This window comes from Ancylobacter sp. Lp-2 (assembly GCF_020523795.1).
In the GTDB taxonomy this organism is placed as follows: domain Bacteria; phylum Pseudomonadota; class Alphaproteobacteria; order Rhizobiales; family Xanthobacteraceae; genus Ancylobacter.
Map to the genome: position 1 here is coordinate 841,666 of NZ_JAJALI010000001.1, position 25,025 is coordinate 866,690.

The 25,025-nt window shown below is 69.5% G+C and carries 21 protein-coding genes; 8 read left to right on the forward strand and 13 right to left on the reverse strand.

Features of this window, described 5'->3' with window-relative positions:
- Positions 1-8 precede the first annotated feature (8 nt).
- From LGR54_RS03980 to LGR54_RS25955, 3 genes are all read right to left on the reverse strand, one after another.
- Positions 9-422, reverse strand: a complete 414-nt coding sequence (locus LGR54_RS03980) for an Hsp20/alpha crystallin family protein (RefSeq protein WP_230360638.1) — start codon at positions 420-422, stop codon at positions 9-11.
- Positions 423-577: 155 nt separating this feature from the next.
- A complete protein-coding gene (locus LGR54_RS03985; RefSeq protein WP_370638120.1) occupies positions 578-1,963 on the reverse strand; it encodes an NAD(P)/FAD-dependent oxidoreductase in 1,386 nt (461 codons plus the stop codon).
- 154 nt (positions 1,964-2,117) lie between these two features.
- Positions 2,118-2,345 (reverse strand): phage tail protein, encoded by a 228-nt coding sequence (locus LGR54_RS25955; protein ID WP_370638136.1) that lies wholly within the window; start codon positions 2,343-2,345, stop codon positions 2,118-2,120.
- Between the two features lie 983 nt (positions 2,346-3,328).
- Here LGR54_RS25955 and LGR54_RS03995 point away from each other — a divergent pair.
- The 4 genes from LGR54_RS03995 to LGR54_RS04010 all read left to right on the forward strand — a co-directional run bounded on the left by LGR54_RS03995 (position 3,329) and on the right by LGR54_RS04010 (position 9,356).
- Positions 3,329-4,396 (forward strand): HlyD family secretion protein, encoded by a 1,068-nt coding sequence (locus tag LGR54_RS03995; RefSeq protein WP_230360640.1) that lies wholly within the window; start codon positions 3,329-3,331, stop codon positions 4,394-4,396.
- Positions 4,393-7,227, forward strand: coding sequence for a ribosome-associated ATPase/putative transporter RbbA (gene rbbA, locus LGR54_RS04000; RefSeq protein WP_230360641.1), 2,835 nt, complete (start codon positions 4,393-4,395; stop codon positions 7,225-7,227). The genes LGR54_RS03995 and rbbA overlap by 4 nt, the downstream gene beginning before the upstream one ends.
- 2 nt (positions 7,228-7,229) lie before the next feature.
- Positions 7,230-8,342, forward strand: a complete 1,113-nt coding sequence (locus LGR54_RS04005) for an ABC transporter permease (protein WP_230360642.1) — start codon at positions 7,230-7,232, stop codon at positions 8,340-8,342.
- Between the two features lie 126 nt (positions 8,343-8,468).
- Complete coding sequence (locus LGR54_RS04010) at positions 8,469-9,356, forward strand: RNA polymerase factor sigma-32 (RefSeq protein WP_230360643.1); 888 nt, start codon at positions 8,469-8,471, stop codon at positions 9,354-9,356.
- 39 nt (positions 9,357-9,395) lie between these two features.
- Here the strand turns inward: LGR54_RS04010 and LGR54_RS04015 are convergent, their stop codons facing one another.
- The 8 genes from LGR54_RS04015 to LGR54_RS04050 form a co-directional block, all read right to left on the reverse strand.
- Positions 9,396-10,907, reverse strand: coding sequence for a M48 family metalloprotease (locus LGR54_RS04015; protein WP_370638121.1), 1,512 nt, complete (start codon positions 10,905-10,907; stop codon positions 9,396-9,398).
- A gap of 16 nt (positions 10,908-10,923) precedes the next feature.
- Complete coding sequence (locus LGR54_RS04020) at positions 10,924-11,679, reverse strand: nuclease (RefSeq protein WP_230360644.1); 756 nt, start codon at positions 11,677-11,679, stop codon at positions 10,924-10,926.
- A 177-nt stretch (positions 11,680-11,856) separates the two neighbouring features.
- On the reverse strand, positions 11,857-12,741 hold the full coding sequence (uraD, locus tag LGR54_RS04025; protein ID WP_230360645.1) for a 2-oxo-4-hydroxy-4-carboxy-5-ureidoimidazoline decarboxylase: 885 nt from the start codon (positions 12,739-12,741) through the stop codon (positions 11,857-11,859).
- Positions 12,742-12,749: 8 nt separating this feature from the next.
- Positions 12,750-14,099 carry a guanine deaminase gene (gene guaD / locus LGR54_RS04030; protein ID WP_230360646.1) on the reverse strand — a complete coding sequence of 450 codons (1,350 nt, stop codon included), beginning with the start codon at positions 14,097-14,099 and terminating at the stop codon, positions 12,750-12,752.
- Positions 14,096-16,804, reverse strand: coding sequence for a molybdopterin cofactor-binding domain-containing protein (locus LGR54_RS04035; RefSeq protein ID WP_230360803.1), 2,709 nt, complete (start codon positions 16,802-16,804; stop codon positions 14,096-14,098). The genes guaD and LGR54_RS04035 overlap by 4 nt, the downstream gene beginning before the upstream one ends.
- An 8-nt stretch (positions 16,805-16,812) precedes the next feature.
- Positions 16,813-17,637 (reverse strand): FAD binding domain-containing protein, encoded by an 825-nt coding sequence (locus LGR54_RS04040; protein ID WP_230360647.1) that lies wholly within the window; start codon positions 17,635-17,637, stop codon positions 16,813-16,815.
- Between the two features lie 12 nt (positions 17,638-17,649).
- A complete protein-coding gene (pucL, locus tag LGR54_RS04045) occupies positions 17,650-18,489 on the reverse strand; it encodes a factor-independent urate hydroxylase (RefSeq protein WP_230360648.1) in 840 nt (279 codons plus the stop codon).
- 217 nt (positions 18,490-18,706) lie between these two features.
- On the reverse strand, positions 18,707-19,195 hold the full coding sequence (locus LGR54_RS04050) for an HPP family protein (RefSeq protein ID WP_230360649.1): 489 nt from the start codon (positions 19,193-19,195) through the stop codon (positions 18,707-18,709).
- 305 nt (positions 19,196-19,500) lie between these two features.
- Between LGR54_RS04050 and LGR54_RS04055 the strand changes: the two genes are divergently transcribed.
- The 3 genes from LGR54_RS04055 (at position 19,501) to LGR54_RS04065 (ending at position 21,850) form a co-directional block, all read left to right on the forward strand.
- On the forward strand, positions 19,501-20,307 hold the full coding sequence (locus LGR54_RS04055) for an SDR family oxidoreductase (RefSeq protein ID WP_230360650.1): 807 nt from the start codon (positions 19,501-19,503) through the stop codon (positions 20,305-20,307).
- 74 nt (positions 20,308-20,381) lie between these two features.
- Positions 20,382-21,038 carry a TenA family protein gene (locus tag LGR54_RS04060; RefSeq protein ID WP_230360651.1) on the forward strand — a complete coding sequence of 219 codons (657 nt, stop codon included), beginning with the start codon at positions 20,382-20,384 and terminating at the stop codon, positions 21,036-21,038.
- Positions 21,039-21,382: 344 nt separating this feature from the next.
- The gene (locus LGR54_RS04065) at positions 21,383-21,850 is read left to right on the forward strand and encodes a MucR family transcriptional regulator (RefSeq protein WP_230360652.1); all 468 of its coding nucleotides are present in this window, start codon (positions 21,383-21,385) and stop codon (positions 21,848-21,850) included.
- 383 nt (positions 21,851-22,233) lie between these two features.
- Here the strand turns inward: LGR54_RS04065 and LGR54_RS04070 are convergent, their stop codons facing one another.
- The gene (locus LGR54_RS04070; RefSeq protein WP_230360653.1) at positions 22,234-23,469 is read right to left on the reverse strand and encodes an FAD-dependent oxidoreductase; all 1,236 of its coding nucleotides are present in this window, start codon (positions 23,467-23,469) and stop codon (positions 22,234-22,236) included.
- A 186-nt stretch (positions 23,470-23,655) separates the two neighbouring features.
- On the opposite strand from LGR54_RS04070, the gene hutC reads away from it, so the two are divergent.
- Positions 23,656-24,396 (forward strand): histidine utilization repressor, encoded by a 741-nt coding sequence (gene hutC, locus LGR54_RS04075; protein WP_230360654.1) that lies wholly within the window; start codon positions 23,656-23,658, stop codon positions 24,394-24,396.
- 24 nt (positions 24,397-24,420) lie between these two features.
- Here the strand turns inward: hutC and LGR54_RS04080 are convergent, their stop codons facing one another.
- Positions 24,421-25,017: a HutD family protein gene (locus LGR54_RS04080; RefSeq protein ID WP_230360804.1), complete on the reverse strand. Its 597-nt coding sequence runs from the start codon at positions 25,015-25,017 to the stop codon at positions 24,421-24,423.
- Between the last annotated feature and the right edge of the window lie 8 nt (positions 25,018-25,025).

Sequence of the window (25,025 nt, forward strand, 5' to 3'; positions counted from 1 at the left end):
GTCCCCCCTCAGGCCAGCTTGCGCAGCGCGACGACGAGGCAGCCATTGACCATGCGGGGTCGGGCAACCTCATAGCGGCCGGGCGGCAGCGAGATTTGCCGCTCGAAGCGGCCTTGCGGCAATTCGAGGCGATGGATGATGGCGGTACGCAGCTCCGGCGGCAGCAGGCGGTCGCCGGAAAGCACCAGCGTGCCGTTGCTGATCGTCACCTGGATGCGGTCGGGATCGACGCCCGGCAACGCCGCGAAGACGATGAGCTCGTGATCGGTTTCGATGAGGTCGACGGGCGGCTCCCAGTGAACCGCCCGGTTGCGCTGTGGCGCCGGGGCGGGCTGGAACATCTGGCCCCGCAGGCGCTCGGCCCGCGACACCATCGCAAGTGCCTCGGACCACATCCACAGTCGCGGATCGGAATTTCGCATGAATGCCTCCACGCGGCTCCCTGGGGAACCGTCCCACGCGCATATGGGAAGGCATGCCACATCTGCCAACCGCCGTTTTCCGGCCGGGCGATGGACGCAGGGCAAACATGCAAGCCGCGCATCCCGGCGGGGAGGCGACCACCGGCGCCGGGGCGTCAGTGGCCGGTCAGGCGGTCGGCGAAGGCGGCGAGGCGGGAGGTGCGCGGCAGCCCCGCGGCCTCGCGCTGATCGGCGAGGCGGTACAGCTGGTACATGGAATGAACGCCGAGCCAGCGCAGCGGCTCGGGCTCCCATTGCCGCACCTGCCGGTTCACCCAGGGCAGGCGGGTCAGCTCGGTGTCGCGGCCGAGCAGCAGGTCGCGCAGGGTGCGGCCGGACAGGTTCGAGCTGGAGACGCCGAGGCCGACATAGCCGCCGGCCCAGCCGATGCCGCTCTGTTGGTCGAAGCCGCAACTGGTGCACCAGTCGCGCGGCACGCCGAGCACGCCGCACCAGGCGTGGTCGAGGCGCAGCCCCCTTGTCTGCGGCAGCAGGGTGACGAGGATCTCGTGCAGCTTGTCGATGGTCGCCTGCTGGGTCTGTCCGCGCGTGTCGGTGCGGGAGCCGAAGCGGTAGGGCACGCCGCGCCCGCCCATGGCGATGCGGCCCTCGCGCGTGCGCTGGGCGTAGCAATAGGCATGCGCGCCGTCGCCGAGCACCTCGTAGCCGTCCCAGCCGATCTCCTTCCACAGCGCGTCCGGCAGCGGCTCGGTCACCACAATGGCGCTGTTCAGCGGCAGCCACAGCCGCTCGTGGCCGGGTAGCCCGGCGGTGAAGCCCTCGGTGGCGCGGACGATCTTTTCCGCCCGCACCGTACCCCGGTCGGTGGTGACCTTGCCCTTCTCGATCGAACGCACCGTGGTCTGCTCGTAGATCGGCACGCCGAGCCGCACCACCGCCGCCGCCAGCCCCTGCACCAGCTTGGCTGGCTGGACGCGGGCGACGTCGCGCAGCACGAAGGCGCCTTGCGCATTGTGGATCGCGATGCGCGCCCGGGCCTCGCTGGCGCTCAAGAGGGCCAGCCGCTCGTCCGGCACGTCCCAGCGCCGGGCTTCCTTGTAGTCCGCCTGCGCGCGCTGCCATTGCGCCGGGTTGGTGGCGACGTTCATGTTATCGACGCGGCGGATGTCGGCGTCGATGCCCTCCTTCGCCGCTACAGTGATGACCTCGTCGACGGTGCCGAGCATCGCCCGCTGCATGTCGATCACCGCGCCGCGCGAGGAGTTTCGCGCGTATCTCTCGCGCGACCAGCCGAAGCCGCCCGACAGCCAGCCGCCATTGCGGCCGGAAGCACCGAAGCCGGCGAATTCCTTCTCGACGAGGACGATGCGCAGCGAGGGCTCGGCCTGTTTCAGGTAATAGGCCGTCCACAGCCCGGTATAGCCGGCGCCGACGATGCAGATATCGGCTTCGACATCGCCGGGCAGCGGCGGGCGATATCCCGGCAGGCCGCCAATATCAGCATACCAGAACGAGACATTGCCGTTGACGCTGACATCCATGCGAAGGCTCCTGCGGGCACTGACCCGGCCGCCTGCCATGGTGAGGCGACGGCCGCCGAGAAGTCGAGCCTGCGGAGCGACGTTCGACAGCAGAGTTTTCGGAAAAAGTGCGCGATGCGGGCCGCCGCCGGCCCGGCGCGGGTATGCCCTAAGGTCAGGCTGTCTGCCGCTCCCACCGCTCGCAGTCCAGCTTCGGCAGATGGATGGCGACGGCGTTGGCGTCGGCGTCGAGGTCGGGCAGCGCCTGAAAGACCGAGGGGCGGCAGCCGACGGCGCGGTAGGCCTCGACGGGCGTGCCGGTGAGATCGCGGATCTCGACGATCAGGCTGCGGCGTTCGCTTGCCGTGCCGGGGATGGTGCCGCCGGCCCATTTGCGCGAAATCGGCGTCGCAGGTCAGTCCCCGCTCGAAGGTCAGGGTCCGGCCCCTGGTGGCAACGGGTGAGCGCAGCAGCCGCGAGGCGAGCCGCCGCCAGCGGGAGGCGAGGCCGACGGGCGGGTTGACAACGGCCATGCGACCGGCGCCGGCCACCGGGCCGGCGCCCTCGACCCGCAGGCGGAACCGGAAGCTCCGATAGGGATCGGTGCGTGGCGGCACCGGGGGAGACCCGGCCGCATACGGTTCCTCCACCGGGCCGCAGGCCTGGCGGATGGCGAGGGTGACGAACTCCGCCGGTTTCAGCGGCGCGAAGCCGACCAGCATGTTCACCACCCCGTCATTCATGTCGGCCCGCGTCGTCGTGGTGGCGTCGCAGGCGACGAAATAGGCCTCGTGCGGGCTGGCGCCCTGGAAGGCGCCTTGCTGGAACAGAGAGTGCAGGAAGGTCCCCACCGTCAGCCGCAGCTGCGCCCATAGCGGTTCGAAGTCGGCAGCGGAGAACACCCTGACGGGCTCGTTCACCGGTCCGCGGGGGAACCGGCCGACGATGGCGGCGATGGAGGTCGGCACGCCGAGGATGGCGCACGCGCCGCTCGCGATTTCGTCCACATAGACACCGGGATAGGCGGGTGGCTCCGGCATCTGCCCCTCGTCGAATGCCCACGGCGAGCATCGACGTTCTGCGCCGCCAGCGGCGTGACTCCCGGCACGTTCCTTGTGCCATGCAACGCGCCGTACCGGAATGGTTTTCGGCACCGCGAACCAGCTGCCGAAGCCGGAGGCCGGTGGAGGTTTCTCCGCGAGGCCCTCTTCGTTTCCACGAGAAGAGGATCGCGCCGCACATGTCCGATAGGCATTCGTCGGTCTCGACAGAACCTCCTCCGGCCGGTCTTATGGTGTGGTGGATCACGGTTCGCCTCAGCGCGACCGATCCACATACCTTCGTCTGCGGCGGCGTTTGGCCGGCGATGTGCTGGATTGGAAGACGATGAAAGCGCGAAAAGGCTGGATTCTGGCCATCATTGCCCTCCTGGCGATCGCGGCCGCCTACTATGGCTGGCGGTTCTATGCCGGGAGCGGTCTGCCCGCCGGCATCGCCAGCGGCAATGGCCGGATCGAGGCAACCGAGATCGACGTGTCGACCAAGGCGGCCGGCCGCATCAAGGAAATCCTCGTCGACGAGGGCGATTTCGTCACCGCCGGCCAGGTCCTGGCCCGCATGGACACCGTTCAGCTGCAGGCGCAGCGCCGGCAGGCGGAGGCGCAGCTCAAGCGCGCCCTGATCGGCGTGGACACCGCCAAGAGCCTGGTGGAGCAGCGGGAGGCGGAGCACACCGCCGCCGCCGCCGTCATCACCCAGCGCGAGGCCGAGCTGGACGCGGCGGAGAAGCGTCTGGCGCGTTCCTCGCAATTGGTGCTGACCAATTCGGTGTCGCAGCAGACGCTCGACGACGACCGCGCCAGCGAGCAGAGCGCCAAGGCCGCCGTCGCTGCGGCCAAGGCCCAGCTTGCCGCGGCGGAGGCGGCGATCAGTTCGGCAAAGGCCGCGGTCGTCGACGCCGAGGCGGCGGTCGATGCGGCCCGCGCGGCGATCGAGAGCATCGAGGCCGATATCGACGACGCCACGCTGACCTCGCCGCGCGACGGACGCGTGCAGTATCGCGTCGCCCAGCCGGGGGAGGTGCTGTCGGCCGGCGGACGGGTGCTGAACCTCGTCGATCTCGAGGACGTCTACATGACCTTCTTCCTGCCGACGGCCCAGGCCGGGCGGGTGGCGATCGGCACGGAGGTGCGGCTGGTGCTGGATGCCGCGCCGCAATATGTGATTCCCGCCAAGGTGACCTTCGTGGCCGACGTCGCCCAGTTCACGCCGAAGACCGTCGAGACCGAGGAGGAGCGTCAGAAGCTGATGTTCCGCGTCAAGGCGAAGATCCCGCAGGAACTGCTGCGCAAATACGTCCAGTACGTGAAGACCGGGTTGCCCGGCATGGCCTATGTCCGGCTCGACGCTAACGCCGCCTGGCCGGCCAGCCTGACCGGGAACCTGGTGCAATGAACCCGCCCGCCGTGCCGCCGGAGCAGCATCCGGCGCCGCCGGTGGTAGGCCTCGCGCATGTCGGTCTCTCCTATGGCGCGACGCGTGCCCTCGACGACGTGACGCTCGATATTCCCGCCGGCATGATGATCGGCCTGATCGGGCCGGACGGGGTCGGCAAGTCGAGCCTGCTGTCGCTGATCGCCGGCGCCCATGTGGTGCAGGAAGGCCGTGTCGAGGTGCTGGGAGGCGACATCGCCGACCAGGAGCACCGTCGCCGGACCTGCCCGCGCATCGCCTATATGCCGCAGGGCCTCGGCAAGAACCTCTACCCGACGCTGTCGGTATTCGAGAACGTCGATTTCTTCGGCCGCCTGTTCGGTCAGGACCAGGAGGAGCGGCAGCGGCGGATCGCCGACCTGCTCGAGGCGACAGGGCTCGCGCCGTTCCCGGACCGTCCCGCCGGCAAGCTCTCCGGCGGCATGAAGCAGAAGGTCGGCTTGTGCTGCGCCCTCATCCACGACCCCGACCTGCTGATCCTCGATGAGCCGACCACCGGCGTCGACCCGCTGTCGCGCCGACAATTCTGGCAGCTGATCGACACCATCCGGCGCGACCGGCCGGGCATGAGCGTGATGGTGGCCACCGCCTATATGGAGGAGGCCCAGGGCTTCGACTGGCTGGTGGCGATGGATGCCGGACGCGTCCTCGCCACCGGCACCCCGGCCGAGCTGATGGAGCGCACCGGCACGCCCAATCTCGACGCCGCCTTCATCGCCTTGCTGCCGGAAGACAAGCGCCGTGGCCACAAAGAGGTGGTCATCCCGCCCCGTGCGGAAGGCGCGGGCGCGGACATCGCCATCGAGGCCGAGCATCTCACCATGCGCTTCGGCGATTTCGTCGCCGTCGACAATGTCTCGTTCCGCATTCCGCGTGGGGAGATCTTCGGCTTCCTCGGCTCGAATGGCTGCGGCAAGACCACGACGATGAAGATGCTGACCGGCCTGCTGCCGGCCAGCGAGGGTATTGCGCGTTTGTTCGGTCGCGAGGTCGACCCCAACGACATCGAGGTGCGCCGGCGGGTCGGCTATATGAGCCAGGCGTTCTCGCTCTATACCGAGCTGACCGTCCGGCAGAATCTCGACCTGCATGCGCGGCTGTTCCGGCTGGCGCCGGAGAGCATTCCGGCACGGATCGCCGAGATGGCGGAACGGTTCGGTCTCGAAGACATCATGGAGACGCTGCCGGACGCGCTGCCGCTCGGCATCCGGCAGCGTCTGTCGCTCGCCGTGGCGATGATCCATGCACCGGACATACTGATTCTCGACGAGCCTACCTCGGGAGTCGATCCGGTGGCGCGCGATGCCTTCTGGCAGATATTGTCCGACCTGTCGCGCAAGGACAGCGTCACCATCTTCGTCTCGACCCACTTCATGAACGAGGCCGAGCTCTGCGACCGGATCTCGCTGATGCATGCGGGGCGCGTGCTGGTCAGCGACACGCCGGCGGCCATCGTCGAGCAGCGCGCGGCCCATTCGCTCGAAGAGGCGTTCATCGCCTATCTCGAGGAGGCGATCAGCGAACGGGCGGGGGCCACGCCGGCCGCCGCCCCTGTCGCCGCCAGCCCTGCCGCCACCAGCCCTGCGGCTGTCGTCCCCGCTGCGGCCGCAGTTCCGCCCGTCGCGATGCCGGCCGCCACCGAGCCGCCGGCGGCGCCCCGCCGTTTCGATGCGCGCCGCATGTTCGCCTATACGCGGCGCGAGGCGCTGGAACTGCGTCGCGACCCCATTCGGGCGACGCTGGCCCTGCTCGGCACCGTGATCCTGATGTTCGTCGTCGGCTACGGCATCAACATGGATGTCGATAATCTGTCCTTCGCGGTGCTCGATCGCGACGACACCACCCTCAGCCAGGACTATGTGCAGCAGATCGCCGGCTCGCGCTATTTCATCGAGAAGGCGCCGATCGTCGACTATGCCGACATGGACCGGCGGATGCGTGACGGCGAACTCGCCCTGGCCATCGAGATCCCGCCGGGTTTCGGCCGCGACGTCGCGCGGGGCAACAAGACGGTGGAGATCGGCGCCTGGATCGACGGCGCGATGCCGTCCCGGGCGGAGACCGTGCGCGGCTATGTCCAAGGCATGCATTCAGCCTGGCTGACCCAGAAGGCCCGCGAGCTCTACGGCAACGCCGCCACCGTCGGCGATTTCCAGATCGCGCTGCGCTACCGCTACAATCCCAGCGTCCAGAGCCTGGTGGCCATCGTGCCGGCCATGCTGCCGCTGCTCCTGATGATGATTCCCGCCATGCTCGCCGTGCTCAGCGTGGTGCGGGAGAAGGAGCTGGGCTCCATCACCAATTTCTACGTGACCCCCGTCACCCGCTTCGAGTTCCTGGTCGGCAAGCAGCTTCCCTATGTCGCCCTCGCCATGCTGAATTTCGCGATGCTGGTGGCGTTCGCGGTCTTCATCTTCCGGGTGCCCTTTACGGGCAGTCTCCTCGCCTTGAGCCTGGCGGCACTGCTCTACGTCTTTGCCGCCACCGCGCTCGGGCTGCTGCTGTCGAGCTTCATGAACAGCCAGATCGCCGCGATCTTCGGCACGGCGCTGCTGACCCTTATTCCCGCCGTGAACTATTCCGGCATGATCGATCCGGTCACCTCGCTGCAGGGCGCCGGGGCGTTTGTCGGCCAGATCTATCCGGCGACCTATTTCATGACCATCGCCCGCGGCACCTTCTCGAAGGGATTGGGTTTCGCGGAGCTGGCGGGTTCGTTCTTCCCTCTGCTGCTTGCGGGGCCGGTTCTGCTCGGCCTCGGCATTGCGCTTCTCAAGAAGCAGGCGAGCTGACGATGCGCTTAGCCAACATCTTCCAGCTGGGCGTCAAGGAGCTGCGCGGGCTGGCGCGTGATCCCATGTTGCTGGTGTTGATCGTCTATTCCTTCACGGTGTCGATCTACACCGCCTCCAGCGCCACGCCCGAGACGCTGAACCGAGCGGCGATCGCCATCGTCGACGAGGACCAGTCTCCCGTCTCCTCGCGCATCATCTCCGCGTTCTATCCGCCTTATTTCTCGGTTCCGAAACTTATCTCGCCCTCGGAGATGGATCGCCGGATGGATGCCGGGCTCGATACCTTCGCGCTCGACATTCCACCGAACTTCCAGCGCGACCTGCTGGCCGGTCGCTCGCCGACCATCCAGCTCAATGTCGATGCGACGCGCATGTCGCAGGCTTTTTCCGGCGGTGGCTACGTGCAGTCGATCGTCTCCGACGAGGTCAGCGAGTTCCTCAATCGTTACCGTGGCGCCAGCACAGTGCCGGTCGACCTCGCCCTGCGCGCCCGCTTCAACCAGCAGCTCAGCAAGGGCTGGTTCGGCTCGATCACCAACGTGATCTCGTCGATCACCATGCTGTCGATCATCCTCACGGGGGCGGCGCTGATCCGCGAGCGCGAGCACGGCACCATTGAGCACCTGCTCGTCATGCCGGTCAGGCCGACCGAGATCATGCTGAGCAAGATCTGGTCGATGGGGCTGGTGGTGCTGGTGGCGTCGGCCCTCTCGCTGACCTTCATCGTCCAGTGGGCGCTGAACGTGCCGATCAACGGGTCGGTGACGCTGTTCCTCGTCGGGACCGCCCTGCAGCTGTTCGCCACCACCTCGATGGGCATCTTCCTCGCCACCATGGCGGGGACTATGCCGCAATTCGGTCTGCTGCTGATGCTGGTGCTGCTGCCGCTGCAGGTACTGTCCGGCGGTTCGACGCCGCGCGAGAGCATGCCGCAGATCATCCAGGACATCATGCTGGCGGCGCCGAATACGCATTTCGTCATGCTGGCGCAGTCGATCCTGTTCCGCGGAGCGGGGATCGATGTGGTCTGGCCGCAATTCCTGGCGCTCATCGCGATCGGCGGCGTGCTGTTCTTCCTGGCGCTGCGGCGGTTCCGGCGGTTCCTCCGGTAGCGAGAGGCCGGTGGAACCGAAATGCCGGCCACGCGTTCTCGCCCATGTCACTTCGTCGGGCCCCGCGCCGGAGGGCGCCTTGTCGTCTCTCTCCGCGCGGGTTCTGCATGATCCGGGGAGGCGCGCATGGGCGATCTGGGCGGGCAATCGACAATTTCCTCGACATTTCTGGCGAAGGCCGCCAGGGCCGAGCCGCTGCTTGCGCGCGAGGAGGAGTTCGATCTCGCCCGCCGCTGGCGTGAACATCACGAAGAGCGGGCGCTGCATCGCCTCGTGCAGGCGCATATGCGCCTCGCCATTGCCGTCGCTCGCCGCTTCCGCCACTACGGACTGCCGATGGCCGATCTCGTCCAGGAAGGGCATGTCGGCCTGATGGAGGCGGCCGCCCGTTTCGAGGCGGCGCGCGATGTGCGCTTTTCCACCTATGCCACCTGGTGGATCCGCGCCGCCATCCAGGACTATGTGCTGCGCAACTGGTCGATCGTGCGCGGCGGCACCTCCTCCGGGCAGAAGGCCCTGTTCTTCAACCTGCGCCGGGTGCGCGCCCGGCTGGAGCGAACCGAGGGGTTCGAGGACGCCACGCGCGACGAGGTGCAGGCCGCGGTGGCGGCGGCGCTCGGCGTGCCCGCCGCCGAGGTGGCGCGCATGGATGCCCGGCTGGCCGCGCCCGACCTCTCCCTCAACGCGCCGCTGGTCGCCGGCGAGGAGGAAGGGACCGCGCGGCTCGACCAGTTGATGGCGGAGGACCCGTTGCCCGACGAGCAGGTGGCGGAGAGCATCGACGGCGAGCGGCGGCGACGCTGGCTATCCATGGCGCTGCACTCGCTGTCGGACCGCGAGATGCGCATCATCCGCGCCCGGCGCCTGGCGGAGGAGGGCGAGACGCTGGAGGTGCTGGGCGCACGGCTGGGCATTTCCAAGGAACGGGTGCGGCAGATCGAGAATCGCGCCATCGAGAAGCTGCGCGCGACATTGGTCCGGGATTCCGGCCTGCCGGTGGGGGCGTTCGCCTAGGACGGCCGCGCACGGCGGATTGCCGCGCCCGGCGCGGCGTTATTCGGCGACGATCTTGACCAGATCGCCATATTTCAGCTTCGCGCCCTTCTCCAGCCCGTTGAGGATGAGGAAGCGCTCCAGCGGGCGGTCCGGCACGTCCATCTTCGCCGCCAGCGTGTCCGGTGTGTCGGTCAGGCCGACCTTGACGGTGCGGATGCGCAGCGGCCTCACCTTTTCCGCCTCCTCGATGGAGACGCGACGGAAGGTTTCCGCCGCCTCGCGGAATTGGCGGTCGAGATCCGGAGTGAGGTCGCGGGCGGCGAAGATCAGCCGGTAGACGTCGCTGCCGAAGCGGATGGCGAACATGCGAAACGACCATTGCTCGCCGCGCGCCACCGCCGTGGCGGCCGGGAAGCCGTTCAGCACCAAGCTTTCCACCGAGGAGATCTCCACCCCCTCGATCCAGCCGGACGACAGGTATTGCGCCAGTGACTGATCGCCGGTGACCCGCACCGCATCGAGGCGCAGCGCCTCGGCCCCCGACGTGTCGGCGCCCAGCACCGCCTGCGAGGTGTTCTCCAGCGTGAAGCCTTCCGGGGCGGTGAAGGTGAAGCCGAGCTTGGGATGGAAGAAACGGCGCCCGCGGATGAAGCCTTCCTTCGGGTCGTCGCCATAGACGAGGCCGTCAATGGCGGTGAGGTACTGCTTGGAATCGCGTTCGCCCGGCTTGTCCGGCGAGGCATATTCGCGGGCATTGGCCATGACGATGGAGATGCGCTCCGGCGTCGCCGGATGGGTGGCGAGGAAATCGGCGGTGTCGGTCGAGCTCTTGGTCATCGGGCTCGACGCGCGCAGCGTCTGCTGGCGGCCCATGGTGGTGAGGAAGCGCTCGGCACCATAGGGATCGAAGCCGGCGCGGGCGCTGATGCCCACGCCGATGGCGTCGGCCTCCAGTTCCTGCTGCCGCGAGAAGCTCGCCAGCGACATGCGGCTCTTGGCCAGTGCCAGCGCGCCGAGATCGGGGTCGTTCACCACGTCGGAGATGACGCGGCTGACCAGCACCGCCTGCTTCACCTGGTCCTCGCGGATGGCGGCATGGTTGGCGATGACATGCGCCATCTCATGCGCCAGCACCGAGGCGAGCTCGGCGTCGTCGTCGGCCAGCGCCAGCAGGCCGCGGGTGACGTAGATCGAGCCGTTCGGCAGGGCGAAGGCGTTGATGGCCGGCGAATTGAGGATGGTGACGCGGTATTTCTGGTCCGGCCGCTCGGAGGCGGCGACGAGGCGGGTCACCGTGTCCTGGATCATGCCCTGAAGCTTGGGGTCGTTATAGGCGCCGCCATAGGAGGCGACGAGCCGCTCGTGCTCCTTGCGCTGCGTCGGGGTCAGCGTGTCTTCGAAGGAAGGCGCGGCCGGCGTCGCCGCGATCGGCGGTGGCTCCTGCATGTTGGAGCAGGCGGAGACCGCGAGGCCGGCGCCGAGCAGGAGGGCGAACGCCAGCGCACGCCGCCACGCAGTGGCGGCACCGGGCCTCCGATCCTGTCGCTGCCGGCGCACTTGCTGGTTCACTGCCCCCTCATTCCCGTCACGGCCCTGAGGCCTCCCCAACCTCGTCCACCTGCTCGGCCCAGCGCAGATCGATCACCGGTCCGTCGACGAGATCGACGGTACCGCGCAACGTGATCTCCCGGCCGGCAAGTCCCGCCGGAGCAAGGCCGCGCGCCGCTAGCGCTGATCGCACCGAACTGTCCACCTTCACCGTCGTGTCCTGCCGCCAGACTGGGCCGAAATTGAGATAATCAACCTTCCGCGTGCTGCCAACCGTCCGTACGCGGCCGGTAACAACGGAAAAGTGACCGGCAGCCTGCGCCAGCGCTGCCGGCGGCTCGGCCTTCAGCGGCAATTGCGCCCAGACACCGAGGCGGGCAGCGCGGGCGGGACGCTCGGCGGCGAGCAGTCCCGGCATGCAGCCGAGATACCCGGCCTCCGGTCGCGCCACGGCGATACCGCTTGCCAGTGCCGCTTCCTGCACCAGCCTACCGTCGGGCAGGCGGGCGAGGGCGGCAAGGCGGCCATAGCGATCCGGCGTCGCATCGGCGGTCGCCAGCGTGAGCGTGCGCCCGGCAACCAGCGTCTCCAGTGCCGCGCGCCGCGCCGGATCGGGCGCGGTGCCGATGTCGGCGAGCGCGGCGAGCCTTAGCGTGCGCCCGTCGGCGAGCGCGATGTCGCCATGCCCGTCGAGGCCGCGGGCCTCGACCGTGGTGTCGAACGCCGTCGGGCATTCGCCGGCACCGGCGGAAAATCCCGTCGAGGCAAGGCAGGCCAGAACAAGACACGTCACCGCAAGACACGCCGAACCGCCGCCGCGACGACGAAAACGCCTATTCCTCGGCCGTTGGCTGACAGAGCCATCGGTCGGCATGTCCGGTTCGTTCGGCGACATAGGGCGTCCCGGCCACCATGGTTACCCGCCATGAGCATAACCGAAACAGCCGACCCAGCCCAGATGAGTCGTGCGTCAGCTGCCCCGGTAGGTCGAATAGCTCCAGGGGGTCATGACGAGCGGCACATGGTAGTGGCCTTCGGGCTCGCCGATGGAAAAGCGGATCGGCACCCGGTCGAGGAAGGGGCGTTCGGGCAGCGCGAGGTCGCGTGCGGCGTAGTAGGGGCCGACATGGAAGACCAGCTCATAGGTGCCGATGCGCAGCGGCGCGCCGGCGAGCAGCGGCACATCGGTCCGTCCGTCGGTATTGGTGACCCGCTCGGCGAGCCGGGCGCGGGCGGAGGCGCCGATCTCGTAGAGTTCGACCTTCACCCCAGCGGCGGGACCTCCCTTATGGGTGTCGAGCACATGGGTGGACAGGCGGCCGGTGGTCGGCGGCGCGCCAGGGCCCTCGACCCGCTCGACGAGCCGCAGGCGGGTGATATGACCGATCTCGGCGAGTGCCGCCGCGACCTCTTCGTCCGGCGTGTTGCCGAGGCGGCTTTCGAAGGCATCGAGCACCGCGTCCCGCGTCTGCCGGCGGGCGCAGATCACGAAGGGAAAGCCGAAGCGGGCGCGATAGGCGGCGTTGAGCGCCTCGAAGCGGTCGAACTCGGCATCGGAGAGCCGGTCGAGCCCGAGCCCGGCCTGTTCGGACACCGACTCGGCGGTGATGGCGCCGGCCCGCGCCGCCTTGCCGGCGAGATCGGGATGGGCGGCGATGAGGGCGAGGCGCTCGGCCGCCGGGCGGGCCTCGACCGCCGCCATCAGCCCCTCATGCAGCGCGGCGAGGGTGGGAAAGGGGCGATGGTCGGCGGCGGTCTCGGCGACCCAAGGCGAATGCTCGAAGATGCCGTCGAGCGCGGCGACGAAGTCCGGCGCGTCCATGGCGTTGAGGGCGGCGAGCGTGATGGCGGCCATGGCGATCCTCAAGCGTGTGTCGGGTAGCGGAAGCGTTCGCCCGTGCGGTCGCGATCATAGACCGGCGCGCCGGCGACATAGGTGGTGCGTATGGCGCGGTCGTCGCCCAGCGTCATCAGCACGAAGACCAGTTCCTCGATGCTGCGGCAATAGTCGCTGCGGAAGGCGAGCAGCGGCGTCGCCTTCGGGTCGAGCACCACGATGTCGGCCTCGTAGCCGGGGGCGAGGCGGCCGAGCCGGTCGTCTAGGCAGAGCGCGCGGGCGCCGCCGAGCGTCGCGAGATAGAGGCCCTGCGCGGCGTCGAGCTTGTGGCCGGTCAAGGCCGCGACCTTGTAGGCCTCGTTGAGCGATTGCAGCTGCGACAGCGAGGTGCCGCCGCCGACATCGGTGCCGAGCCCGACCTTGACCGGGCGGCGGGGATCGACCGCCTCGAATAGCCGGAACAGGCCGGAGCCGAGGAACAGGTTCGAGGTCGGGCAATGGGCGAGGCCGGCGCCGGCCTGGTGGCAGGTGCAGAAGTCGCCCTCATGCAGGTGCACGGCATGGCCGAACATGGAGCGCGGTCCGACCAGACCGGCATGGGCGTAGACGTCGAGATAGGAGGCGCGCTCGGGGAACAGCTCGCGCACCCACTCGACCTCGCCGGGATTTTCGCAGAGATGTGTTTGCAAAAACAAGCCGTTAGCTTCACGTAGCAGGGCGCCGGCGGCGTCGAGCTGGGCGTCGGTGCTGGTCGGGGCGAAGCGGGGGGTGACGCAGTAGAGCTGCCGGCCGCGCCGGTGCCAGCGGGCGATGAGCGCGGCGCTTTCGTCGAAGCCGCGCTGGGCGGTGTCGAGCAGCGGCGCCGGCGCGTTGCGGTCCATCAGCACCTTGCCGGCGATCATCCGGGTGTTGAAGCGCTCGGATTCGGCGAAGAAGGCGTCTACCGAATGGGGGTGTACGGTGCAGTAGACCATAGCGGTAGTGGTGCCGGCGCGCAGCAGCTCGCGCAGGAACAGGCCGGCGACGCGCTCGGCATGGGCGGCGTCGGCGAAGCTCATCTCGGCGGGGAAGGTGTAGGTGTCGAGCCATTCCAGCAACTGCTCGCCGAAGGCGCCGATCATCTGCAGCTGCGGGTAGTGCACGTGGGCGTCGATGAAGCCGGGGACGATGAGGCCGGTGCGGTGATCGATGAGGCTGATGTCCGGCGAAAGGCCGGGTGCCAGCTCGGCATAGGGGCCGATGGCGGCGATGACGCCGTCCTCGATGACGATCAGCGCGTCCTCGATATGGTCGAGGCAGTCGCGCGACGGCGCGGCGAAGGGATCGGCCTTGAGGCTGAGAGCGGGGCCGCGAAGGGCGAGGCGCGTGCCGGTCATATAGTCTCCGCCGGCTCGGCCGGGATCAGGGCGTAGAGCTCGTCCGCCTTGAACGGGGTGGCGCGCAGCCGCACGCCGGTGGCGTCGAAAATGGCGTTGGCGAGCGCCGGCGCCACCGGATTGTACGGGCTCTCGCTCATCGACTTGGCGCCGAGCGGGCCGAGACTGTCATAGGTATCGGCAAAGAACACCTCGGTACGGGGCACATCGGCGAAAGTGGGGATGTGATAGCCGCGAAAGGTCGGGTTGGCGACGGCCCCCGCCGCGTCCACCAGCAGGTGCTCGTACAGCGCCGCGCCGATCGCCTGGGCGACGCCGCCCTCTATTTGGCCGCGGCACTGCATTGGGTTGACCACCGCGCCGGCATCGGCGGCATGCAGCGAGCGCAGCAGCTGGATCTCGCCGGAGCGGCGGTGCACCGCGACCTCGAAGCCCTGGACGTTGAAGGCGACCGAGCGGGGCGAGCCGTCGGCGCGGCCTTCCGCCTCCAGCGGGGCGAGATCGGCGAGCGGGATGCGGTTGGCACCGGCGACGACATGCCCGCCCTCGACGCGGCAGTGATCGGTGACGGTGCCGGCGCGGGCGGCGGCCCGGGCGAGGAGGAGCCCGAGCAGTTCCTGCGCGGCGCGCCTTGTGGCCTCGCCGGCGACCACCGTGCCGGTCGAGCCATAGGCGCCGGTATCATGAGCCACATGGTCGGTGTCGGACTGGCGGATGACGATGTCGGCGCCGGTGACCCCCAGCACGGTGGCGGCGATCTGCCCGTGCACGGTGGTGGTGCCATTGCCGAATTCGGCGGTGCCGACCCTCAGCTCGAAGCGGCCTTCCGGGGTGAGCGCGATCCGGCTCATGCCGACATGGCCGCGCGGCGGCACGGTGTCGATCATCGACGCCGCCATGCCGCGCCCGACCAGCCAGTCCGGGCCCAAATCCGGCTTCGGCGGCTCCTTCAGCGCCGCCTCGACGCGATCGAGGCACTGGTCGAGGCCGTAGGAGCCGAACTCGACATCGTGCGGGTGGTCGTCATAGGCGAGCAGGCCGTCGCCGGGCACGATGACGTTGCGCCGCCGCAGCGCGAACGGATCGATGCCGAGCCGGTGCGCCACCTCGTCCATCGCCGATTCCACCGCGAAGATGCTCTGGCTGAGGCCGTAGCCGCGAAAGGCGCCGCTCGGCGGGGTGTTGGTGTAGACGGCATAGCCGTCCACCCGCTTGTTGGCGCAGCGATACAGGGTCAGGCATTCATTGGCGCCGTGGAACAGCACCCCGGCGGCGTGATTGCCATAGGCGCCGGTGTTCGACACCACGTTGAGGCCGAGCGCGGTGAGAGTGCCGTCTCGCGTCGCCCCGACCGTCACCTCGATGGTCATCGGGTGGCGACAGGTGGAGGCGGCGAACTGCTCGGCGCGGGTATATTCCAGCTTCACCGGCCGGCCGGTCCGGAACACCGCCAGCGCCACGATGTCCTCGACCAACATCTCCTGCTTGCCGCCGAAGCCGCCGCCGACCCGCTCGGTGACCACGCGCACCTGCTCGCGCGGCAGGCCATACAGGTTGGCCAGCGCGTCGCGGGTGAGGAAGGGCGTCTGCGAGGAGGTGCGAATGACCAGCCGGCCCTCGGCATCGCGCCAGCCGATGGCGCCGTGGGTCTCCAGATGCGCGTGCTGGACCCGCTGGGTGGCGTAGCGCGCGGTGAAGACGAGGTCGGCGCCGGCGAGGCCGTCGGCGAGCGAGCCGATCTCGCCATGCAGCTCGGCGACGATGTTGCGGGCGGGGTTGGCGATGCGGGAGGCGGCCGGCTTGTCATGTAGCACCGGCGCGCCGGGGGTCATCGCCTCCACCGGGTCGAACACGGCGGGCAACAGCTTGTATTCGACGCGGATCAGCGCGCAGGCGGCCTCCGCCGCCGCCTCGCTCTCGGCGACCACGGCGGCGACGCGCTGGCCGACATGGCGGATCACCGGATCGAGCACGCGGGTGTCGTCGACATCGTCGGTGACGTGGTGGTGGCGGGCGGTGGAGAACAGCGCCTGTGGCGCGTCCTCATGGGTGAGCACCGCGACCACACCGGGCAAGGCGCGCGCGGCGGCGGCGTCGATGGCGACGATCCGCGCATGGGCGTGCGGCGCGCGCAGGATCTTCATATGCGCGAGCCCGGCGAGCTCGCCCTCCGGCGCGACATCCATGGTGTAGCGGGCGCGGCCGGTGACGACGGCCGGGCCGGCGGGGGCCGGCAGGCTGCGGCCGAAGCCGGCCCCGGCGACGTCGGCCTCGACATGGGCGATGCCGTCCACCGCATCGGCGATGGCGCGGTAGCCGGTGCAGCGGCACAGATTGCCCTTCAGCGCCTGCGGCAGGTCGCGACGCTGCGCCTGGTCGAGCGCGGCGGCGGTCATCACCATGCCGGCGGTGCAGAAGCCGCACTGATAGCCCTGGGCGTCGAGGAAGGCCTGCTGCATCGGGTGGAACGCGCCGCCCTCCGCCAGCCCCTCGATGGTGGTGACGCGGGCGCCCTCGGCGCGGAAGGCGGGATAGAGGCAGGAATGCACCGGCCGCCCGTCGACATGCACGGTGCAGGCGCCGCAATCGCCGGCGTCGCAGCCCTTCTTGACGCCGAACCAGCCGAGCTCGCGCAGCAGGGTACGCAGGCACTGGCCGGGACGCGGCGCGACGGCGAACTCCCGGCCGTTGACGACGAGGTTCATGGGGAGATTCACGGCGTGCCCTCCAGAAGCTCGGTGCGGATCTCCTCGGCGAACAGGCGGGTCATGTGGCGCCGCCAGTCGGGCCGTCCGTGGACGTCGTCATAATACAGCGCCTGCGGGATCGCGTCGGCGAGCCGGGCGTCGAGCGCGGCGCGGTCCGGCAGCACCGCGAAATCCAGCCGCATCGGCCGCCTTGTCGCCGCCGTCACCGTCAGCTGGAAGCTGCCGTCGCGGCCGAGTGTGCCGATCAGCAGCACGCCGGAGCGTCCGAGCGGGGTCAGCGAGGCCCGGCGGAAGGCGACGCGGCGGGCGAGCGCCGCCGCCGGCACTTCGAGGCCGCGCAGGCACTCGCCGGGCGCGAGCGCGGTGTCGCGCGGGCCGCGCACCAGCTCCGGCACCGACAGAAGCCGCTCGCCGCCCTCGGCGGTCCAGACGAGGCAGCGCGCATCGAGCGCGGTGGCGAGCGAGATCATCGGCCCGGCGGGCAGGCCGAGGCAGATATTGCCGCCCACCGTCGCCATGTTCCACACCTTGAACGAGGCGAGGAAGGCGCGGCAGCACTCACCGATCAGCGGTGCCGCCGTCCAGCCGGCCGGCGCCTCGAAGGCGTAGAGCTCGGCGATGGTGCAGGTGGCGGCGATGTCGAGCCCGCCGGGGCCGGCCGCCAGCGGCGTCCAGGCGAGGGCCGGCAGGTCGATCAGCCGGGTGAGCCCCGGCTGCGGCTCGGAAAACAGGAAGGTGCCGCCGCCGAGGAAGGCGTCGCCGGGCCGGGGCTGGCCGATCTCGCCGCGCCGGCGCGGGCGCAGCACATCGGTGACGGTGTTGATGTCCATGGCGCCGCTGCCTCAGCCGCGGGCGATGGTGCACTCGATCTGGCCGTGCGGCTCATCGGTGGGGATGAACACCTGCCCGTCGAAAGCGCGGTCGAACGGCGACAGATCGATGGGCAGATAGTGCTTGTTCGGGCAGGCGATGCTGATCTCGGCGATCTCCGGCACCGCCGCCAGCACCGCCTCGCCCATGAGGTAGAGCGTGTTCTGCACGCCCGGGCTGTAGGTGGTGGCGAACACCTTCAGCGCCTCGGCGAGCACGGTGGCATTCGCCTGCGCATAGGAGGCCGGTGCCGCCGACCAGCGCCAGCTGGCGTCCATGGCGGTGGCGAACAGGCGGTCGGCGGTCGGCTTCAGCGTGGTCGCCTCGTCGAACCAGTAGTCCTCCCAGCCGGAGGCGGTGGTCTTGAGGAAGGTGAAGCCGGCAATGCCGGAGGCGATCGTCGCGCCGTCGCGGGAGGCGCTGAGCGTCACGAAGGGGCGGCCATTGCCGTCGAGCACGAAGGCGTGGTCGTGTGGGGCGCCGTCGACGGCGATGCGCGCCCATTTTGTCTCGCTGGCGGTGATCTCCACCGTGTCGACATGCTCGTAGCGGTCGAGGAAATACTGGGCGAGCACCCGGCAATAGTCCTCGTTGTCGAGGCCGACATGGTCGCGGGCGACGATGTTGACGATGTTCTTGATCGAATCGGTGGCGATGACGCTGCGGTTGTCGCCTTCGGTATAGGCAGCGTCGAACGCGCCGGTGAGCATGCACTGGACCGTCAGCTCGCGCACCTCGTGGCGGGGCGTGTCGCGCTGGACGCGCATGATGCGCACGCGGCCCTTGCCGTAGCTGTTGCGGATCAGCGGCATGTCGGTCTCCCTTGCTTCGGCCCCGGCACGGACGAAGCAATGCGCATGCCGGTACCGTGCGGTCTCCTGCGTCGCGACGCACTGGGAGGCAGCTTTGGCGATTGCGGGCCTGCCCGCAATGCGCAAACGCAAAATGCCGCGGGAGGCGCGCTTATTTCTTCGGGAGCGGCGGTTGCCTCCGCCGGACGGCTGTCGGCTCGTCCGGCGGATGGCGGGATCAGGGCGCCCTGAGCGGATAGGCGGTGCCGGTGAGCCGGTGGAACACGGCGGCGATCACTACCAGGCTGACCGAGCCGACCAGCACCGGCATCACCAGGAAGCTCCAGTTCGGGTCGGCGGCGAATACCAGCAGCGGGTCGGCGCCGGCGGGCGGGTGGGTGACGCGCAACAGCGCCATCAGCGTGATGGCGAGGCCGACGGCGAGCGCCGCCGCCCACCACGTGCCGGGCAGCAGCATGTGCAGGGCGATGGCGACCGCGCTCGACAGCACATGGCCGCCGACCACGTTCATCGGCTGCGACAGCGGGCTGCCCGGCACCGAGAACAGCAGCACGCAGCTGGCGCCGAATGGCGCCATGAGCAGCGGCACGCCGGCATGCAGGCTGAAGGCGCCGGTGACGCCGATGGCGGCGAGGCCGCCCAGGCCGGCGAGCATGGCGATGCGCGGCCGGTGGGGCGGCTGATGACGGACGAAGAAATGACGCATGATGTTTGCCCCGGTCGGGGCTCCTGACGTACGGGGCGCCCGGCCGCTCGGAGCCGGCGGGCCGCCCGGAATGCTCGGTGCGTGCGATCTCGTGGGGATCGACGATGACGCTGCCCCCCTTCTGCGGAGGAGGCACCGTCTCGTTTGCTTTCCTGGATCGGTACCGTTGCGGGCCGGTTACCGTCAAGTCCGGGGCAAATCACAGGCGCAACCAAGATCGGGTGGCGCGTGCCGGCGGAAAGGCGCAGAGGGGAGGGTGCCCCACATTCCGGGGCCGCCCGGTCCCTTGCTGGAGAGACGCCGCCATGAACGCAGAACACCCGGCTTCCGCCCCCGTCGCGGCCCTCCGCGCGCCGTTCCGGCTCGATGGCCGGGTGGCGCTCGTCACCGGCTCGGCACGCGGGCTCGGCTTCGAGATGGCGAAGGCGCTGGCGCGGGCCGGCGCGCGGGTGGCGATCAACGGGCGCGACGCCGGGCGGCTCGCCGTGGCGGCGCAGGCGCTGGCCGCCACGACCGGCTGCGAGGTGGAGACGCTGGCCTTCGACGTCGCCGACCGCGCGGCGGCATCGGCGGCGGTGGAGGCCCTTCATGCGCGCCACGGCCGGCTGGACATCCTCGTCAACAATGTCGGCGCCCGCGACCGGCGCGCGCTGCAGGACTTCACGGCCGAGGACGCCGAGCGGCTGCTCGCCACCGACCTCCTGGCGCCGATGCTGCTGGCGCGGCAGGCGGCCGGCTACATGGCGGCACAGGGGCACGGGCGGCTGATCACCGTCACCTCCATCGCCGGGCAGGTCGCCAACCGCAACGACCCGGTCTACACCGCCGCCAAGGCCGGGCTGACCGGGCTGATGCGGGCGCTGGCGGTGGACTATGCCCGCGACGGCGTGACCAGCAACGCCATCGCCCCCGGCATGTTCGCCACCGAGACCAATCAGGGGCTGGTCGACGACGCCGCCTTCTCCGCCTTCGTCGACGTCCGGGTACCGGCCGGGCGCTGGGGGCGGCCGCACGAGATCGGCGCGGCGGCGGTGTTCCTCGCCGCCGACGAGGCCTCCTTCGTCAACGGCCACGTGCTGGTGGTCGATGGCGGGCAGACCGTGCGCATGTAGGATTGGCGCGCTCCCTCGACGTCGCGTCGCCGTCGCTCCATACAGCGGCGACGTGGATGACAGGAGGAGCCGACATGCTCGGATTCAGCGACCAGCTTCGCGACGACAACATCGAGAACTGGACGGCGTCGAAACATCACCGTTTCGTGGATGAGATCTTTCGCGGCGCAGTGACCGACGATGTCATGCGCCACTATCTCGTGCAGGACTACCAGTTCATCGACCGTTTCGTCGCGCTGATCGGCGCCGCCATCGCCACCGCCGACCGCTTCACCTCGCGGGTGCGCTTCTCGCAATTCGCCGCGATGATCACCAGCGACGAGAACACCTATTTCCTGCGCGCCTTCGACCGGCTCGGCGTGCCGCAGGAGCAGCGGGACGCGCCGGTGCTGACGGCGCCGACCCGCGCCTTCCGGGAACTGATGGCGGAAGCGGCGCGCGAGCGCAGCTATGCCGGCTGCCTCGCCGTGCTCTGTGTCGCCGAGTGGCTGTATCTCGACTGGGCCGACCGGCCCGCAGCCCCGTTGCCGGACGACTTCCTGTATGCCGAGTGGATCACCTTGCACAACAATGATGGTTTCCGCGGCTTCGTGGCGTGGCTGCGCGGCGAGCTCGACCGCGCCGGTGCTGCCGCGGACGAAGAAAGCCGGCTGCGCGCCGCCGATCTATTCCGTCGCGCCGTTGCTTGCGAACGAGACTTCTTCGATCACGTCTACGATAGCGATAGGTGAGCGGCGACCGGCAATAAAATCATCTGCCGGGCGGCCTCGTTCCACGAAAAGAACGATTTTGTTCCAGAAACGTCGAAACAGTTTCGGAATTCCAGAAAGCGAGGCGGTGCAATAGTTCCGCGCCCTCAATGCATCGCGTGGAACCAGAATTTACCATCGGGTGCTACAATGACCGACAGGCGTGCAGAGGCTGGGGATCAACTGCTGCGGGTGACGTTAGGCGAGTTCCAGGGTGAGTGCTGCGGGCGATATATTCGATCGTCGGGAAGGTTTTTCACGGCTTTGCTTGTTGACCTTTCATCCAGAGGTGTTACATCGAATCAAAGCTTTCGAGGAGAAATACGATGTCTGGCACTGAAGATTCGTCGGTGGATTATCTCGGTCTCACGGCGGATGTGGTTGCCGCTTTCGTCGGCAACAATTCCGTCCCGGCGTCGGAGTTGCCTGACCTGATCGCGAAGGTGCACACCGCACTGCTTCGCCTCAACACCCCGGCCCCCGTCGTCGTGGAAGAAGTGCTGAAGCCGGCCATTCCGGTGAAGAAGTCGGTGACCCCGGAGTTCATCGTTTGCTTGGAGGACGGCTTGAAGTTCAAGTCGCTCAAGCGCCACCTGCGCACCAAGTACAACATGACCCCGGAAGAGTACCGGGCGAAGTGGGGCCTGCCGAACGACTACCCGATGGTCGCCCCGAGCTATGCCGAGGCGCGTTCCAACCTCGCCAAGAAGATGGGCCTCGGCCAGCAGCGCAAGAAGCCGGCTCCGGCGGCGCCCGCCAAGCCGCGCGGCCGCGCCAAGAAGGTGGCGGCCTGAACACGGCGACGGCCTGAGCGCGCCCTCCGGGCGTGCTCTCCGGCGCGGCGCTCGAACGGGCCCACGCTGTGTGGCTGGATGCCGCCCTGGCGGCGTACCGGCCCGGGCGTGAAGGGCCGAGCGAGACGATCCGAATGCAACGGCCGGGCGAGAGCCCGGCCGTTGCTTTTTGGGACGCCTTGGGACCCCCGCTTTCGGTTTCTGTCTTTGATGGTCGCGGTGGGGCTCGATGTCGGGCCACTCGATGCCGGTCGCCGATGCCGGTTCCTCGGGTGCCTGCCCCGCGTTGGTTATGGTGGAGGCGGTTGCCCCAACCGGCTCGACCGGAAATGCGTGCCCCGACTTCTGATCCCGTACTACTGATCCGGACTTCTGGTCCCGAACTACTGGCCCTGGCTGGGGCTGACCGGCCGCACATGCTCCGGCCGGAAGCCGAGCCCGATCAGGCGGCCGGCGAGATGCGCGAGCAGCGGCCAGCGGGCGATCGCCTTGAGGAAGCCGGGCGGCCCGCTGCGGTTGGCGCTCTTCGGCTTGTTCGGGTCGCGCCGCATCATCAGCTGGATCTTCTGCGTCGCCCAGGTGGGAAAGCGCCGGCGCGCCTCCACCGCCGCGAGATCGGCATCGGTTAGCCGCCCGGCCTTCAGCGGCGCTGCGAGGCGGTTGGCCGCCGCGACCGCGTCCTGGATGGCGAGGTTCACCCCGACGCCGCCGATCGGCGACATGGCATGCGCGGCGTCGCCGATGCAGATCAGTCCCGGACGCCACCAGCGCGTGAGCCGGTCGATGCGCACGCTGAGCAGGTGGATGTCGTCCCAGGAGGCGATCTCGCCGACCCGTTCCGCCGGCAGCGGCGAGATGGCGGCGACGGCGGCGCGGAACGCGTCGAGCCCCTGCGCCTTCACATCAGTGAAGCTGCCCTTGCGCACCACATAGCCGCATTGCCAGTAATCGCCGCGGTCGATGAGCACGAAACCTTGCCGCGGGCCGGCATGTGCCATCGCGGGCACCGGATCGTCGGGCCGGCGCGATAGCCGGAACCACAGGACGTCGCTGGGGTTGCCGAACTGCGTCACGTCGAGCCCGGCGAGGCCGCGCACCCGCGAGCCGCGCCCGTCGGCGCCGACGGTGAGCGTGGCACGGATCACCGTCTCGCCCTCGGGCGTGCGGATGACGAGGCCGTCGATCCGGCCGGCCTCCTCGACGAGGCCGGTCACCTCGGCGTTCATGATGAGACGGAATCCGGGATAGCGGCTCGCCTCGCGGGCGAGGAAGGCCAGGAAATCCCATTGCGGCATGAAGGCGATGAAGCGCGAGCGCACCGGCAGCCGCGAGAAATCGGCGAGGGTGAGGTCGGCGCCGGCGATCTCGGCATGCAGGGTCGGCGCCCGCGTGTGCGGCAGCTCCAGCAGCGCCTCGGCGAGGCCGAGCTCGTGCATCACCTCCAGCGTCGAGGGATGGATGGTGTCGCCGCGAAAATCGCGCAGGAAATCGCCGTGCTTCTCCACCAGCGTGACCGCGAGCCCGGCGCGCGCCAGCAGCAGCGCCAGCATCAGGCCGGCGGGGCCGGCCCCGGCGATGACGCAGTCGGTGTCCGGGTCGTTGCGGTGGGGCGCGAGCATGGCGATGGCACTCTGGCGGGCAGCGGGACGACATGAGCGGGGATGCCGCCGCGCCGTATGGCGCGAAGGCCGCTTATGCATTGGCAGGGGCGGCGCTCATGTCTACACATATGCATCAGGCCCGCGCGCGGGCAAGGTGCGGGGACGCGGAGCGTCTGGAGGAGTGGTTCGGGAGTGGCTGCCGGAGTGAGCGTTTCCGCCAAGGCCGTGGCGCCGGCCGAGCCGACCACGCTGCACCAGCGCATCCGCGCCGATCTCGAGGGCAAGATCCTCTCCGGCGAATGGAAGCCGGGGCATCGCATTCCCTTCGAGCACGAATTGATGGCGCATTATGGCTGCGCCCGCATGACGGTGAACAAGGTGATCGCCGGGCTGGTGGCGGCCGGGCTGATCGAGCGGCGCCGGCGGGCCGGCTCCTTCGTCATGGAGCCGCGCATCCAGTCGGCGGTGCTGGAGATTCCCGACCTCGCCAACGAGATCGCCGCGCGCGGCGAGACCTATGGCTACCGCCTGCTGTCGCGGCGGGTGCGTGGCGCCGGCGGCACCGATCCCGCCGAGAGCGGCATGGCCGCCGGCGAGGGCGTGGTGGAACTGCGCTGCCTGCACCTCGCCAATGGCCGGCCGCTGGCGGTGGAGGACCGGCTGATCGCGCTTGCCGTGGTGCCGGAGGCGGCGGAGGTGGATTTCGCGCAGACCGCGCCGGGTTCCTGGCTGCTCGGCCATGTGCCGTGGACGGCGGCCGAGCACCGCATCTCGGCGCTGGGCGCCGGCACGCGCGAGGCCCGCGAGCTCGACGTCGCCAAGGGCACCCCCTGCCTGTGCCTGGAGCGGCGCACCTTCCGCGCCGAGCAGACCATCACCTATGCGCGCCAGCTGTTTCGCGGCGACGCCTACAACCTCGTCGCCAATTTCTCGCCCAAGGGGTGAAGCGCGCGGCAGGTCGGGCGCCGCTCAGGCGCTCGCCGGTTGGAACCGGACCAGGAAGAATTCGGCGGGACCGTCGGGGAGGACAGTCGCTTCCCCGTCGAGAAAGGCGGCGTCGTCGCGGCCGAGCACCGTGTGCGTGTCGCCGGCGGCGAGGACGAGGCCGTCGCTGCGGCTGATCACCAGCGTCGTCGTCGCGCCCTCCGGCGCTATTCGCACCGGCTCGGCGGTGGCGAAGCGGGTGAGAAGATGGGCGAAGACGCCGCGCCGGCTCATCACATTGAGGTCGCGCACCGGGCCGCCGAGCAGCCGCGCGGACACACCGACATCGGCGGCAAAGGCCAAGGGCGGGCCGGCGCGGGTGACGAGGGCCTCGCCGGTTCCCGCGCTCTCACCCGTGCCCTCGATGGCGAGGGCGACCCCTTCGCCGTCGAGGATCGCCAGCGTGCGGTCGATGCCGGGGAAACGGGAGAACGGCCCGTCCTCCGCGACATCGGCCATGCTGACGCGCCAGTCGAACGCGCCGAGCCCGGCGTCCGGCGGGAACACCGCGATCTCGGTGGTCGAGCCGGCGCCGTTCTTCCAGCGCATCACGCGGTGATCGGTGGCGCGCAGCACCCGGATCATCGGGG